This is a genomic window from Rhizobacter sp., assembly GCA_021153565.1.
Taxonomy (GTDB): Bacteria; Pseudomonadota; Gammaproteobacteria; order Burkholderiales; family Burkholderiaceae_C; genus Albitalea.
Map to the genome: position 1 here is coordinate 1 of JAJKJU010000145.1, position 13,992 is coordinate 13,992.

Annotated in this window: 12 protein-coding genes; 5 read left to right on the top strand and 7 right to left on the bottom strand. The window is 60.6% G+C overall.

Annotated features, from left to right (window positions below):
* Nucleotides 1-291: 291 nt before the first annotated feature.
* Genes AC30NL_RS08730 through puuE form a run of 3 tightly spaced genes read right to left on the bottom strand, consistent with a single transcriptional unit; the run spans nt 292 to nt 4,249 of the window.
* Nucleotides 292-1,518 (bottom strand): M20 family metallopeptidase, encoded by a 1,227-nt coding sequence (locus AC30NL_RS08730; RefSeq protein ID WP_489463612.1) that lies wholly within the window; start codon nt 1,516-1,518, stop codon nt 292-294.
* Nucleotides 1,515-3,305 carry a 2-oxo-4-hydroxy-4-carboxy-5-ureidoimidazoline decarboxylase gene (gene uraD / locus AC30NL_RS08735; protein WP_489463613.1) on the bottom strand — a complete coding sequence of 597 codons (1,791 nt, stop codon included), beginning with the start codon at nt 3,303-3,305 and terminating at the stop codon, nt 1,515-1,517. The genes AC30NL_RS08730 and uraD overlap by 4 nt, the downstream gene beginning before the upstream one ends.
* On the bottom strand, nt 3,305-4,249 hold the full coding sequence (gene puuE, locus AC30NL_RS08740) for an allantoinase PuuE (RefSeq protein ID WP_489463614.1): 945 nt from the start codon (nt 4,247-4,249) through the stop codon (nt 3,305-3,307). The genes uraD and puuE overlap by 1 nt, the downstream gene beginning before the upstream one ends.
* A 238-nt stretch (nt 4,250-4,487) precedes the next feature.
* Between puuE and uraH the strand changes: the two genes are divergently transcribed.
* Nucleotides 4,488-4,841 carry a hydroxyisourate hydrolase gene (uraH, locus tag AC30NL_RS08745; protein ID WP_489463615.1) on the top strand — a complete coding sequence of 118 codons (354 nt, stop codon included), beginning with the start codon at nt 4,488-4,490 and terminating at the stop codon, nt 4,839-4,841.
* Between the two features lie 413 nt (nt 4,842-5,254).
* Here uraH and xdhC read toward each other — a convergent pair whose 3' ends face one another.
* Nucleotides 5,255-6,073 carry a xanthine dehydrogenase accessory protein XdhC gene (gene xdhC, locus AC30NL_RS08750; protein WP_489463616.1) on the bottom strand — a complete coding sequence of 273 codons (819 nt, stop codon included), beginning with the start codon at nt 6,071-6,073 and terminating at the stop codon, nt 5,255-5,257.
* A gap of 298 nt (nt 6,074-6,371) precedes the next feature.
* Here xdhC and AC30NL_RS08755 point away from each other — a divergent pair, with 298 nt between their 5' ends.
* Together AC30NL_RS08755 and AC30NL_RS08760 are read left to right on the top strand one after the other, a co-directional pair.
* Nucleotides 6,372-7,025: a dihydrofolate reductase family protein gene (locus AC30NL_RS08755; RefSeq protein WP_489463617.1), complete on the top strand. Its 654-nt coding sequence runs from the start codon at nt 6,372-6,374 to the stop codon at nt 7,023-7,025.
* Nucleotides 7,026-7,113: 88 nt separating this feature from the next.
* Nucleotides 7,114-7,362 (top strand): DUF3297 family protein, encoded by a 249-nt coding sequence (locus tag AC30NL_RS08760; RefSeq protein WP_489463618.1) that lies wholly within the window; start codon nt 7,114-7,116, stop codon nt 7,360-7,362.
* A gap of 133 nt (nt 7,363-7,495) precedes the next feature.
* Here AC30NL_RS08760 and AC30NL_RS08765 read toward each other — a convergent pair whose 3' ends face one another.
* Nucleotides 7,496-8,464, bottom strand: coding sequence for a threo-3-hydroxy-L-aspartate ammonia-lyase (locus AC30NL_RS08765; protein ID WP_489463619.1), 969 nt, complete (start codon nt 8,462-8,464; stop codon nt 7,496-7,498).
* A gap of 485 nt (nt 8,465-8,949) precedes the next feature.
* On the opposite strand from AC30NL_RS08765, the gene AC30NL_RS08770 reads away from it, so the two are divergent.
* The gene (locus AC30NL_RS08770) at nt 8,950-9,468 is read left to right on the top strand and encodes a very short patch repair endonuclease (protein ID WP_489463620.1); all 519 of its coding nucleotides are present in this window, start codon (nt 8,950-8,952) and stop codon (nt 9,466-9,468) included.
* A 66-nt stretch (nt 9,469-9,534) separates the two neighbouring features.
* The gene (locus AC30NL_RS08775) at nt 9,535-10,629 is read left to right on the top strand and encodes a DNA cytosine methyltransferase (protein WP_489463621.1); all 1,095 of its coding nucleotides are present in this window, start codon (nt 9,535-9,537) and stop codon (nt 10,627-10,629) included.
* Nucleotides 10,630-10,639: 10 nt separating this feature from the next.
* Here AC30NL_RS08775 and AC30NL_RS08780 read toward each other — a convergent pair whose 3' ends face one another.
* Nucleotides 10,640-11,857: a PP_RS20740 family protein gene (locus AC30NL_RS08780; protein ID WP_489463622.1), complete on the bottom strand. Its 1,218-nt coding sequence runs from the start codon at nt 11,855-11,857 to the stop codon at nt 10,640-10,642.
* Nucleotides 11,854-13,890: an ATP-binding protein gene (locus AC30NL_RS08785; protein WP_489463623.1), complete on the bottom strand. Its 2,037-nt coding sequence runs from the start codon at nt 13,888-13,890 to the stop codon at nt 11,854-11,856. Before AC30NL_RS08785 ends, AC30NL_RS08780 begins: the two co-directional genes overlap by 4 nt.
* Nucleotides 13,891-13,992: the final 102 nt, after the last annotated feature.

The following is a 13,992-nucleotide window of genomic DNA, read 5'->3' on the forward strand; positions in this document are numbered from 1 at the left end:
GAGCCCTTCGATACCTCAGGGCGAACGGGGCTGTGGAAGGCGCGAGAAAGAGCGCTGCGGCACTGTGCTGTCAGCTTTCGGGTCTCTTGCAGTGATATCCAATTCCCGTTCAGGGCTGAGGTATCGAAGCCCAAGCGAAAGGCGGGGCAAGCCCTTCGATACCTCAGGGCGAACGGGGCTGTAGAAGGGCGAACGGGGCTGTGGAAGGGCGAACGGGGCTGTGGAAGGCCCGTGAAAGAACGCTGCGGCACTGTGCTGTCAGCTTTCGGGTCTCTTGCCGTGATATCCAATTCAGGACAGCAGGTCGAACAGGCTCCGCGCCACCACCTTGGTCGCGCGACGCAAGTCTTCCAGCACCAAGTGCTCGTCGGCGCGCTTGGCATTGCTTTCGTAGACGGTGCGCGGACCTGCGCCGTAAATCACCCCGGGAATGCCGCGCTCGCAGTACAGCCGAACATCGGTGTAGAGCGGCGTGCCTGAGGTCGGAATCGACTCGCCGAATACCGCTTCGCCATGACGTTGCAGAGCCTCGACCAGCGGTCGATTGCTGGGCAGCGCCTGCATCGAACGCGCCAGAAGCAGGCGCTTGATGTCCACTGTGATGCCGGGGCAGGTGGCTGCGGCTTCGGCGATCACGAGGCGGATCGCTGCTTCGACCTGCTCGGGGTTCTCTTCGGGGATCATGCGCCGGTCGATCTTGAACACGACCTTGCCTGGCACGACGTTGGTGTTGGTGCCGCCCTCGATGCGGCCCACGTTCAGATACGGGTGCGTGATCCCCGGGACCTTCGACGTGATGTCCCGGTACAGCGTGTTCTGCGCATACAGCGCGTTGAGGATCGCCACCGCACCCTGCAAGGCATCGACCCCGGTGTGAGGAATCGCGGCATGGGCCATCTTTCCGTGGACGGTGACTTCCATCTGCAGGCAGCCGTTGTGTGCGGTGACCACCTCATAGCTGAAGCCGGCAGCGATCAGCAAGTCGGGTTTGGTCAACTGCTTGTCGAGCAGCCAGCCGGGGCCCAGTTCGCCGCCGAACTCCTCGTCGTAGGTAAAGTGAAGCTCGACGCTGCCTTTGAGTTGCGCGTTCAGTGACTCGATCGCGCGGGTCGCAAAGGTGTAGGTCGCGAAGTCGCTCTTGCTCACAGCCGACGCGCGACCATAAAGCTTCCCGTCGACCACCTCGCCGCCGTAGGGGGCGTGGGTCCAGCCTTCACCGGGCGGGACCACGTCGCCGTGGGCGTTGAGTGCAATCGTCCTGCCGCTGCCATAGCGCCGCCGGACGATCAAGTTGGTGATGGAGGCGAGACCATGCTCCCGCACAGTCGATTCGGGCACCGGGTGCCGTTCGGCTTCGAAGCCGAAGCTGTCGAGCAGCGCGGCGGTGCGCTCGGCATGCGGTGTGTTGTTGCCCGGCGGCGTGTCGGTGGGCACCTGCACCAGAGCCTGCAGGAAGCGCACTTCCTCGTCGAAGTGGGCGTCGATCCAGGCGTCGAGTTGGTCGTAGGGTGTGGTCATGGTTGGTTCGGCTTGTTCAGTTCGCTCGCCAGTTGTTCGAGCAAATGTTGGAAGGCCTGCACGCACAGTTCGGCGTCGTCGTTGGTGATGATCTCGAGTGGGTTGTGGCTGATGCCCGAGTTGCCGCCACGCACGAACAGCATGGCCTGGGGCATCACCTCATGCAGCTTCATCGCGTCGTGGCCAGCGCCGCTGGGCATGCGAAACACCGGCAGGCCGACGGACTCGACCGCGCGTTCCCAGCGCGCCTGCCATTCAGATGCACTGGGCGCAGCCGATGCACGCATCGCTTCTTCGAGCTTGCAGCGCAGACCGCGCCGTTGGACGATGCGATCGAGTTCGGCGAGCACATCTTTTGCCAGCGCGTCGCGCTTGGCATTGGTGGTGGCACGCAGGTCGAGGCTGAACTGGCAGCGACCGGGCACGACATTGATCGAACCGTTGGGCACGTTCAGCATGCCGACGGTGCCCACCACGTCGGGCTCGGAACCGGCGCGCTTCTCGACGTACAACGTCAGTTCCGCGACAGCTGTGGCCGCATCGCGCCGCCGCTCCATCGGCGTGGTGCCGGCATGGCTGGCCATGCCCACCATTTCGCCGACGTAGCGCACGCCGCCGTTGATGGACGTCACCACGCCGAGCGGCATGTCAAGCTCGTTCAACACCGGTCCTTGCTCGATGTGCGTTTCGACAAAGCCGAGGTACTTCGACGGAGCGCGGGCAAGCCGGTCGATGTCGGCGATGCACAGGCCGGCATGCTGCATCGCAGAGCGCATCGTGATGCCATCGGCGTCCTTCTGGTCGAGCCATGCGTGATTGAACTGCCCGATGATGGCGCCTGAGCCGAGAAAGGTGGCCTTGTAGCGCTGGCCCTCTTCTTCGGCAAAACCGATCACCTCGACTCCATAGGGCAGGCGCCGGCCTTGCGCGTGCAACTCGCGCACGCAAGCCATGGGCACGAGGATGCCAAGCCGGCCGTCGTACTTGCCGCCGTTGCGCACGGTGTCGTAGTGTGAGCCGGTCAAGAGGCGCTTCGCGTTGCGGTCGTCCGCGTGATAGATACCGACCACATTGCCGACAGCATCGATGCTCACCTCGTCGAACCCGCACTCGCGCATCCAGTGCGACAGGCGTTGCGCGCAGGCGCGGTGAGCGTCGGTGAGGTACGTGACGGTGAGTTGCCCGAGCTCGGCATAACCCGGGTCAGTGTGCTGCGCCAGCGATTCGGACCAGTCCCATACGCGGTTTCCGAGCGCCGGCGTGACACCGAACTTGTCGTTGAGACGGATCTCGGCGATGCGATGAATGTTGCGCAGGCACTCGGCCAACTCGAAATCCGGGTGGCCTTCAAGGCGTCGCTCGAAAGCGGTGATGATCTCTGCGCGTGCCAGCCCCAGGCCGCGCGGACCGCGCACGGCAAGGATGAACGGCCAGCCGAATTTCGCGTTGTAGTCGGCATTGAGCTGCTGAATCGTCGCGAACTCTTGCGGCGTGCAATGGGTCAATCCGGAGGTCGACTGCTCGTTCGTCGATTCCGCCGTGAGCGCACCGGCCACCATCGCCTTGCCGGCCAGTTCGGGGTGGGCTCGCACGAGTGCGAGCTGCCGGTCAAGGCCAGCGTTGCGAACCACCTTGACCAAGGCCAGCTTGAGGTGCGCGAGACTCTTGAACGGCCGCTCGGCCAGCGCCAACTCGGTAATCCACGGTGAATGCTCGTAGACGCCGTCCAGCCATTCGAGGGCGTGCGCCGCCGATGCGCTGTTGATCTGGGCCAGCGTGAGTGCCATCAGGTGATTCCTTGATCGAATGTGGGGGCAGGGAAGTGCGCTCGCCAATGGCGGGCGATGTCGATGCGCTTGCAGACCCAGACTCGGTTGTGCGACTCGACATGGTCGAGAAAGCGCTGTAGTGCCTTGAAGCGCCCCGGGCGGCCGAGCAGGCGGCAGTGCATGCCGATGCTCATCATCTTCGGCCACTCGGCACCCTCGGCATACAGCACGTCGAAGCTGTCGCGCAGGTAGCTAAAAAAGTCGTCGCCAGTTGCGAAGCCTTGCGGCAGCGCGAAGCGCATGTCGTTGGTGTCCAACGTGTACGGCACGACCAGATGCGGCACGCTGCTGCCGTCAGTGCGAGTGACGCGTGTCCAGAAAGGCAAGTCGTCGCCGTAGTAGTCGCTGTCGTAATCGAAGCCGCCGTAGTCGGCCACCAGGCGCCGGGTGTTGGGGCTGTCGCGGCCGGTGTACCAGCCGAGCGGCCGTTCACCGGTGAGCCGTTCGATGATCTCCATGCCGACGCGCATGTGTTCGCGCTCGGTGTCCTCGTCGACGCTTTGGTAGTGAATCCAGCGCCAGCCGTGACAGGCGATCTCGTGATTGAGCTCGACGAATGCACGTGTCAATTCCGGGTGTCTCTCAAGCGCCATCGCGACACCGAACACCGTGAGCGGCAGGCCGCGCTTCTCGAACTCACGCAGCAGCCGCCACACGCCGACACGCGAGCCGTATTCGTAGATCGACTCCATGCTGAGGTGGCGGGCCGGGAAGCTGGGCGGGTTCGCCATTTCGGACAGGAATTGCTCGCTGCCGGCATCGCCATGCAGCACCGAGTTTTCGCCGCCCTCTTCGTAGTTGAGAACGAACTGTACGGCGATGCGAGCATTGCCCGGCCATTGGGCATGCGGTGCTTGTTCGCCATAGCCGATCATGTCGCGCGGATAAGAGGAAGGTTTCATGCGGCTCCGAGGCTGAGAGTATTTCGAGCGTGTCCGAGCAGCACGTCAAAAGGCGCCTGATCTAAGCGCAAAAGCGCAGCCGTAGCTTGTGCGATGGCGAGCACTTGCGACGACGAGGAGGGGCCTTTTGGCGTGATGAGTGGGCATGATCGAGATACTGTCAGCCTCTCAGTCCTTGGGCAACAGTGCAGACAAGACATTTTTGTTGGACCTGAAGGATCATCGGAAGGCTCACATCATGGGAAGACTCACCACGCATGTTCTTGACACGATGAACGGCTGCCCGGCGGCTGGCATGGTGGTCGCTTTGTACCGCCTCGACGGCGAGGCGGCCGAGCTGCTGAAGTCGCTGGTGCTCAACCATGACGGCCGCGCCGACAAGCCGCTGCTCGAGGGCGAAACCCTGCAGGCGGGCCGTTATCGACTGGTCTTCGAAGTGGCCGCGTATTTCCGGTCGCGCGGCGTGAACTTGCCCGATCCACCGTTCTTCGACAGCGTGCCGCTCGATTTCGGCTTGGCCGATACGGAGTCGCACTATCACGTGCCGCTGTTGGCCAGCCCGTGGGCCTATTCGACCTATCGTGGAAGTTGAAGCCGGTGCCGGATTCAAGAAATCCAGTTAATACGCAAAGGTACCAGCCGTCCGTGACCGACGTCCTTTGCTCCCTCTCCCCACGCTGACCTTTACGTACGCTGGACACGCGGAAGATGGCCGTTGGAGCAATTTTTTCCCCTACGAGGTTTGAAGAAGGCGGGGTTGACGCATGACTAGTTCATGTTTGCTCAGAGGCCCAGGCCCCTCACCCCAGCCCTCTCCCCGAAGGGGCGAGGGAGCAATGCAGGCCAGTTCGCTGTGGCCGGCTTCGAAGTAACGCATTTCGGCTCCCTCTCCCCCGGCGGGGGGAGAGGGCTGGGTGAGGGGTCTCTCAAAAATCACCCCATCTCCCCTGAGGCATCTGAAATTCACATCCGTCTGCCCGCAGTGCCCATGGTGGTGAGCAACGCCTACCCGCGCTCGCAGACCTGAAGAAGCTGCGCCACTACAGCGGCTGCGATGATTTCCGGTTGCTTCGCAGTGATGCCCTCCACGCCGATCGGGCATGTCATCCGGTCGATGGCCTCGGACGCGATGCCGCGATGCTCGAAGCGATGAATGAAACGCTGCCGCTTGGTTTTCGAGCCGATCAGCCCGAGGTAGCCGAAGTCGCCGCGCCGCAAGACGGTCTCGGTGATGCGCAGGTCGAGGTCGTGGTTGTGCGTGAGCACCAGGTAGAACGCGCCGGGTGGTGCGGTACGGACCTCGCCTTCCACTGCATCGACGCAGACTTGGCGGATATGAGGCGGCCACGGCGTTCCCAGTGTCGTGAGGCTCGCGAATTCCTGTTCACGCTCGTCGATCCAGTCAACAACCACGTCCAGTGTCGCAAGCAAGGTTGTGATGGCACGTCCGACATGCCCAGCGCCATACAGTTGCAGGTGGAACAAAGGCGCCGAAGCCGGCCAGTGCGCGAGTGCATTGCTGTCGAGCGCCGCATAACCGAGTGTCACCGCGCCGCCGCAACACTGGCCGAGGGCAGGGCCGAGCGGGAAATGCTGCGACTGGGGCGCTAACTCCTTCGTGCGCAGCATCTCGCGCGCGTGATCGATGGCCATCAATTCGAGGTGACCGCCGCCGATGGTGCCCACGCACTCCCGGGCTGAGACGAGCATGCGGGTGCCCGCGGCACGCGGGGCAGAACCCCGCGCCACGGTCACTTCGACGACCACAGCCGGCTCGCGCCGGGCGAGCCATTGTGTTGCCGTGAGGAGGGTGTCGCGGTCCATCAATTCACCTGCATGCAGCGGCTTGCACCGCGTTGATCGCGTTCAGTATCGCTTCGCTGGTTGCCGGTGCCTGCAGCGGCTGATTGACCGCGGCAGGATGGTGGAAAAATTCAGCCAAAAGGATCAATGCCCTTTGGCGTGTGTCGCCGCAGATCGGTGAAGGAACTTTTCCTTACCCAGCCGTCGTTTAATCCCCCACTATTCGTTGTATTTGCAAAGCGACGGATATTCGATCATCCGACCGACCCCGACTTCGGGCCGCCGCAAGGTCTCACCACCCTCATCGGAGAACCTCGACATGTCCAAGTTAAGAGTCTGTGCCTTCAGCGTATCCATCGACGGGTACGGCGCAGGCCCCAACCAGAGCCTTGAAAATCCCCTCGGCGTCGGCGGCATGGCGCTGCACGAATGGGCCTTCTCCACCCGCACCTTTCAGAAGATGTTCGGCAACGAAGGCGGTGCCACCGGTGTCGATGACGATTTCGCCATCCGCAGCTTCGCCAACGTCGGCGCATGGATTCTCGGCCGCAATATGTTCGGCCCCATCCGTGGACCATGGCCCGACGACAACTGGAAGGGCTGGTGGGGCGACACCCCGCCCTACCATGTGCCCGTGTTCGTGCTGACCCACCACCCCCGCGAATCGATCACCATGAAAGGTGGCACGACCTTTCACTTCGTTACCGACGGCATCCACGCCGCGCTCGAACGCGCCAGGGAGGCGGCCCAAGGCAAAGACGTGCGCGTCGGCGGCGGTGTCGCGACCATTCAGCAATACCTGCGCGCCGGCCTGATCGACGAGATGCACCTCGCGATTGGGGCGACCGTGCTCGGGGCCGGAGAACACCTCTTCACGGGTATCGACCTGTCAGGCTTCCAAGTGACGGAGCATGTTGGCACGCCACACGCGATGCACGTCGTCATGTCGAAGGGGGCGCCGCAAAAGCCGTGACCAGGCCGCAACCCGGGCGCACGCATTGCGAACTGACCGCGTCATCGAGAATGGGGGCTTTTGCATCCATCCAAACCAGAGGTCATCCATGACTGAAGCCAAAGCCGCTCCCCCTTTGCCCGACCGCCTGTCGGTTGACCCGACCAGCCCGCATCACATTGCAGCCGTGTTCGAACATGACATCGGCATCCGCCTCAACGACAAGGAGCGCTTCGACGTCGAGGAATACTGCATCAGCGAAGGCTGGGTGAAAGTGCCTGCCGCTCGCACGCTGGACCGAAAGGGAAAACCAATGATGGTCAAGTTGACGGGGAAGGTGGAAGCGTTCTATCGATAGGCGTGTAATGGCCTGGGGTGCGTGCCCTGGCGAGCGATTGGGACGCGAAGTGAAATTGCGCAGGCGCAAAGAGTCTTCTCCACGGCCCGAAGACCTGTGCCTGATCTCGCCGTTCGACGGAATGGCCCGCTGCTCACACACGGGAACCAAGCAACTCACAGTAGCGCTGTAGATCGATGTTGCCGCCGCTGATCAACACGCCCACCCGTTTGCCATCGATAGGCAAGCCCCCATGGCGAGCGCCGGCAAGTCCCAGGCAACCCGTCGGTTCGACAACCAGCTTCATCCGCTCGGCGAAGAAGGCCATGGCTTCCACAAGTTGCCCGTCGCTTGCGGTGACGATGTCGTCGACATCGCGGCGAATGATCTCGAAGGTCAATTGACCGAGATGCTGAGTCTGCGCGCCGTCTGCAATGGTGTGCGGCGTATCGATGTGGACGATCTTGCCTGCCCGAAGCGACTGCCGCCCATCATCACCGGCCTCCGGTTCGACGCCGTAGAGCTTGCAGTCTGGCGAGAGCGCTCGCACGGCGAGCGCTGCGCCGCTGAGAAGACCGCCGCCGCCCATGCAGACGAACAAATAGTCGAGCGGCCCCACCTCTTCGAGCAACTCCTTCGTTGCGGTGCCTTGCCCCGCGATGACATCCGGGTGGTCATAGGGTGGAATCAAGGTCATTCCACGCTCTTGCGAAAGGCGGGTGCCGATGGCTTCTCGATCCTCCGTGAAGCGGTCGTACGCAATGATCTCGGCACCATAGCCTCGGGTCGCGGCCACCTTGGCCCGCGGAGCGTCATGCGGCATCACGATCGTGGCAGGGATGTTCAGCAGCTTTGCAGAAAGCGCTATTGCCTGAGCATGATTGCCTGAAGAGAAGGCGACCACACCAGCACGGCGTTGTGCTACGCCAAAACGCGACAGCGCGTTGAACGCCCCTCGAAACTTGAATGCACCGACGCGCTGCAGGTTCTCGCACTTGAAGAAGCATTGCGCCTTCAACAACTCGTTTGCCGTGCGCGACTGCATCACGGGTGTTCGGTGCGCCTGACCCTCGATCCGCTTGGCGGCAGCGAGCACGTCGTCGTAGGTGGGTAATGTGATCATGTTGGTCCGATCCGTTTCTTTCAATTGAGCCTGAGCCCTGGCTTCAGGCGCGAATTTTTCATCCTGGTTCGCAATATAGGGTTGTGGGTCCATGGCAGTTGTCCAACAGGCTGTTGGACGATTACCGTATCGGGCCATGGGTCGGCAAAGGCGGGCATGTACACGAGGTTGACGCGCGCGAAAATCTCTTATGTTCGAAGAGGCGGTGCGCGGGTCGTGCTCTAGGGCTACCCCTCGATTCTTCGGTGAATTCGGCCGGGTACTTCCGCCGCCGAACTTCGCCACATGCTGCACATCGATGATGCCAACTCAAAGCGCTGTACCCCGGTCTACCAGTCGGGGTGCGGCGGTAGTTCTGGACCATCGGGTCCGGTGTTGTCGAAGTCGCAAGAGATTCACGCGGCGAAGTCTGAGAATGCTGTGGTAAGCCAGTCAAGCGTGATGACTGCTCCCCGCTGATCGAGGGAGCCGGAACCGGGGCTGTCATGGAGGAAAATTTAGAAAGGGACGCGCACGGCGCCATACACGGTCAAAGCACTTTGGACACGATCGACCCGGACCGACGGTCCGCTCTCATGAGCAGGATCCGAAGCAAGGATACCCAGCCAGAAATTGCTGTGCGTTCGCTGCTTCATCGCATGGGCTACCGCTTTCGTCTCCATCGCAAGGATCTTCCTGGCCGCCCGGACATTGTGCTCCCGCGTCATCGCAAGGCGATTCTGGTTCACGGATGCTTCTGGCATGGCCATGAATGCCCCCTCGGATCGAAACCAAAGTCCAACCAAGAATACTGGGGGGCGAAGATAACGGTCAATCGTGCGCGCGATGAGCGCAACCTCCTCAGGTTAAGGGATCTGGGCTGGTCCGTTTTGGTTCTGTGGGAGTGCGATATACGGCGCTCGATAGGACTTCAAGAAGTGCTCGCTGCATTTCTTTCGGAGCAAAGTGCATCCGCACTAGCGGTTGAAGCGCGCGATGCAATGCGTCGATTGAACAAAATTTGATCAGCCATGCCGGATCGGGCGCAGCTACACTGAATGATTGTGCTACGCAGACGCATAGTCGAGAAGATGGATAAAAATCAGAAAAGAGGCCTGCTAAGCGTGTTTTGCGGTGCTGGTGGCCTCGACCTCGGCTTCGAAGACGCGGGCTTCGGGGTCGACCTTGCCTTCGACATCAGACCCGATGCGATCATGTCTTACAACTCGAATCGCACCGGGAAGCCTGCGGCAGGCCACTGCCAAGACGTTCGGGATCTGACGCTAAAAGTGCTCGACAAACTGACGGGCGATACGTTTGAGCCGTTCGGAGTGATTGGCGGACCTCCGTGCCAGAGTTTCAGCCGGGCCAATAGGTCTCCCATCGACAATGACCCGCGACACGAGCTGCCGTTTGTCTACGCAAAGCTGATCAATAGGCTGAATAAACGTAAGCCGCTGCATTTCTTTGTGCTTGAAAATGTTGTGGCGCTGAGGCAGGAGCCGCATTCCGACCATTTTGAGCTGCTGAAAAAAACGCTAGCAAAATTCGGTTTTAACGTATTCGAGTCAGTTCTAGACGCGCGGAACTATGGGGTTCCTCAGAAGCGCGAGCGGCTTATCCTCGTCGGATTGAATTCAAAGTTGTATCCTAAGGTTGAATGGGCGGTGCCGCCCAAGATCGATTTTCCGGGCGAGCATTTGACGGTGCGCCATGCGTTCAAGGACCTGCCGGAGCCTGCGCACTTCCGGCGTTACATGTGTGCAGACGACATCGCATTCCATCCGAATCACTGGTGCATGGCGCCGAAGTCGAAGAAGTTTTCGACACCAGGAGCCCTCGTTGAAGGACAGCGGGGCAGCCGAAGTTTCAAGACGCTTTCCTGGGACAAGCCGAGCGTGACAGTTGCATACGGAAACCGCGAGGTGCACATCCATCCGAATTGCCAGCGTCGGCTAAGCGTGTTTGAGGCAATGCGGCTGCAAGGCTTTCCTGATACATACGAGCTGAAGGGATCGCTTTCTTCGCAGATCACTCAGGTGAGCGAAGCAGTCCCTCCTCCGATGGCGAGAGCCGTCGCAGCGAGCTTGAACGAGATCGTCACTTCCGAAGCGCCCAAGAGAAAGCAGAATGCAGCACTGCTACGCGCTGGAAAGCAAAAATCCGGGCTCGCCGCGATTTCTTGATGCGCGGCGTCTAGCCACCTCCCTCTGCTTTCACTGCCTCAATTTCGGCCCAGGCTTCGTAGTCGCCGAGAACGTCGTCGCTATAGTTGGCCTGCTTCAGGAGCGCTTTTGTCTCATCAGCCAGTTCTTGCCGGATAGCGTCATCGCCGCGAAGCTCGGCATCAAGGTCAACCAGTTTGCGGGTCTTATCAAGCGCCCGCAGGCCTAGCAGTACTTCCCTCGTTGCCTCCGCAGTGGCAGCTTCTTCAGCCGACGTGGCTGCTGGGGCTGGGGTACCCTTGTACCTGCACCGGTAGACGAGCGACAGCATGTCGTGCTTCGAACCATCGACTGCATAGACGTACGTGCGCATCATCTCCAGCTCAAAGGGCGGATTTGCCTTGAGTAATAGGGACGCAAGCCATTTTGTCAGACCAACGCTGATCGTGTCGCGCAAGTGATCCTGGCTGAGCTGCGCGGGGTTGGACAGTATTTCGTCGTGCGTGCCGACGCCGATCTTGAGAAGCGCCTCGAGGCCGGTCTTGAACTCATTGCTGACCGCGCAGTTTGATGTAATGGCCTCTCGTATCCGCTCAAACTTCTCAGGGCAGGTGCTGTCGGCGTCAAAGCGGGTGGCAATGAATAGGAGCCAGTCGTCGCTATGGCGCGTCGTCTGCATCTCAAGGATGCGGCTGAGAGCATCTAACAGCTTCGCGTGTGGCCCAGGAGCAAGTAGATAGTCGCAGAGGTCCAGATTGATGACATGGAATGGTCCATAGTCCTTCAGCCTCGTCCGAGCTACCGGCCTATCGCCTTCGACAAGCTCTTCTAGCCTGTAGTGCAGGATAGAGGACGCACTGTGCACCCAGTCGGCCTGCGCGCGAAGCATCGTCTGGCCGAGCTGCAGTTGGCGATCGTCGTCCGAACCGCTTCTCGCGTTCGTAAAGCCGACGAACTGCACCTTGAACTCTTTCTCGCGCGCCGCTTGCTCAAGCGTCCGGACGTCTAACATTTCAGGCGCAGGAAGCGTGAAATACCGGAATACGCGCTCGGCTCCTACGGGGAGCTTGAGCTCCCCCATTAGTCGGCGCACGTTGTCACGCCATCCGCGGCGAACAAGCTGCTTGCGCGGCTTGTGCCAAGCCTCAAGCTTGCGCACGATTTTGCCGGTGTCTTCCATTTCGGGTGGGACAACACCATCTGCAAAATCATCATAGGGTACGGCCGCGTTCGGGATTCCGCCGCTCATTGCTTCGTCTCGACCATGAGAATTTTCAGAATGTCCTCGAACATGGATTCCTGGTCGGAGTAGTCCATCTTGTCCAGAACGCCATACGCGGCCATTACGCCGAATACGGCCTTCGCGATTTCCAGCGGGCCAAGTTCCGCGATGCTGATTCCTGCGGACTTCGCGGCATTGACGGACTTTAGAACGGCCGGGCTTACGTCATAGGCGACGGCGCCTTCCAACCGAAGTTGCTTTGCCGGCTGCGCCGCCGACTTCTCTCCGACGACGATTTCGGGCCGCTCTTCGAGCGGGTCTGCCCGCTTGGCCCAGATCGAGTCCAGACCTTCGTCTATGGCGGAAATTGTGCTCGTCAGTCGGCTTGTCTTCGCCTCACTTCGTCCCTTCTTGCTGGCTTCCTTCAGCAGGTTTGTGATCTGCCGCAGGCTGCTGTGCACCCAATTACTCAGGTACTGATAGTGCGGATGGCTGACATTGAATGACTCGCGATCGATATTCAGCGCCGCATCCATTCCTGCCTTGACGAAGATCTCAGCCGTGATCTGGTTGAGCCGGTTGAGTTCTGACACCTGATAGTCGAGGAACCTGTCGTCGTATAGCACGCCGCTTGCATTGTTGATTCGAATGAGCACCCCACGGTTCTGCTTCGGGACGATCACCGTATTCCAGTAGAAGTACGCCTCGAATTCGAGCGGGCCACCACTGCGGCTGGCGTCGTACCTCCCGAGAGAAGACTCGACTTTCCCTACAAAGAGCAGTGGTGCCGACTGCCGCGAGGGGCGCTGGCTCTTTGCGATCTCTTGCGGCAACTCCACAGGGCGGAAGAGCTTTACTCCGTCGATGAGCACACCGAACCCGCCAGCCGGGTCCTCTTCCAAGGACAGGCCGACCTTGTCTGCTGCGGTCGTGTCTGTAGATCCCTCGAGTGGCGTTGCGCGCCCCTTGGACTTGTTCTCGATCTCGTAGACCTCGATGCCGCCATTGAGCGGTGTCTTCAACGGATGTCGGTCGAGGTATGGCAGTGGCGCTGCTAGGCTAAGGCGCCAAATCATCGCAAAGTACTCGTCGAGAAATTCGTCGATGTCGGGATTCTTAGTATTCGCCTTGCTGCCTGTCGCGACGCTCGCATAGAACCTACGAAAACGGGTCTCAGGAGAATCTTCCGACGCCCAAGGCAAGTTCGGCATCACGCGATAGATAACCCCGTCGTTATCTGTGAATCCGATATGCACGTCTGGAGCCTGGCGTTTTTTTTCTGACGTGTCTTCGTCAATCGCTTGGCGATCGAGGATTGATTCCCACAGCTCTCGCCGTCGAAGAACATCCCGTGTTGCCGAACGAATTTCAAACAGCGTCACGGTCGTGCCGTGGTCTTCTTGAGAGTTTGCGGTCTCGCGCGACAGAACAACGTCGCCTGTAATGAATTTGGGCTTGGAACCGTCAGTCGGCGCTTCTCGCAGAAGATCTTCGGTAAACGTCTTGAGCCATATATCCGCGACGAGCCAGTCCTTCTCGCCGCGGGCTTTTGTGATGATCTGAAAGTGGGTCGTCAAGTGCGCAACCGCGAATAGGCCGATACCTATCTTGCCGATCAGTCGCCGCCGCCCAGGACTCAAGTCCGCATCGTCGCCGGAAGCAGTGCCGATCTCTCTGCCACGGTTGGTTCGTTTCGAGCTGCCGCCGATATGTTTCAGCAGGTTCGATAGCGAACGCTCATTCATGCCATTGCCATTGTCCACAACTTCCATACGTGTGAAGCGCGGGGCATCCGTGTTGATGATCACCTCGGTCGCATCTGCGTCGTACGCGTTGAAAATCAGCTCGCGTAGCGCGGACGAGGGGCGGCGGTAGATGCCGTCGGTGATGCGGGCGAAAACGCGGTTATCAACAACGAGCTGCTCACGGATATCTTCCTGAGCGCCTAGGCCGCGCATCCGGTCCGCAAGGATGTCAGCCTCGTCAAGTTCGACCTCCTGTACCGCAGGCGCCTCGCTTTGCGATGCAGATTGACTGTGAGGTTGCGTCCTTTTCACCATTCCCTATCTAGCCTTTATCCTGAAGTGCATTGCCCCGCAGTGGCAAGCGCCATGTGCTGATCGGGCGGTGTGCCACGAGCGAGGATACCAAGCCTCCGCACG

Excerpts from the sequence above, each read along its gene's own strand:
- puuE (WP_489463614.1), bottom strand. The coding sequence starts at position 4,249 with ATGAAACCTTCCTCTTATCCGCGCGACATGATCGGCTATGGCGAACAA.
- AC30NL_RS08760 (WP_489463618.1), top strand. The coding sequence starts at position 7,114 with ATGACTGAAGCCAAAGCCGCTCCCCCTTTGCCCGACCGCCTGTCGGTT.
- AC30NL_RS08730 (WP_489463612.1), bottom strand. The coding sequence starts at position 1,518 with ATGACCACACCCTACGACCAACTCGACGCCTGGATCGACGCCCACTTC.
- AC30NL_RS08755 (WP_489463617.1), top strand. The coding sequence starts at position 6,372 with ATGTCCAAGTTAAGAGTCTGTGCCTTCAGCGTATCCATCGACGGGTAC.
- uraH (WP_489463615.1), top strand. The coding sequence starts at position 4,488 with ATGGGAAGACTCACCACGCATGTTCTTGACACGATGAACGGCTGCCCG.
- uraD (WP_489463613.1), bottom strand. The coding sequence starts at position 3,305 with ATGGCACTCACGCTGGCCCAGATCAACAGCGCATCGGCGGCGCACGCC.
- xdhC (WP_489463616.1), bottom strand. The coding sequence starts at position 6,073 with ATGGACCGCGACACCCTCCTCACGGCAACACAATGGCTCGCCCGGCGC.
- AC30NL_RS08775 (WP_489463621.1), top strand. The coding sequence starts at position 9,535 with ATGGATAAAAATCAGAAAAGAGGCCTGCTAAGCGTGTTTTGCGGTGCT.
- AC30NL_RS08765 (WP_489463619.1), bottom strand. The coding sequence starts at position 8,464 with ATGATCACATTACCCACCTACGACGACGTGCTCGCTGCCGCCAAGCGG.
- AC30NL_RS08780 (WP_489463622.1), bottom strand. The coding sequence starts at position 11,857 with ATGAGCGGCGGAATCCCGAACGCGGCCGTACCCTATGATGATTTTGCA.
- AC30NL_RS08770 (WP_489463620.1), top strand. The coding sequence starts at position 8,950 with ATGGAGGAAAATTTAGAAAGGGACGCGCACGGCGCCATACACGGTCAA.
- AC30NL_RS08785 (WP_489463623.1), bottom strand. The coding sequence starts at position 13,890 with ATGGTGAAAAGGACGCAACCTCACAGTCAATCTGCATCGCAAAGCGAG.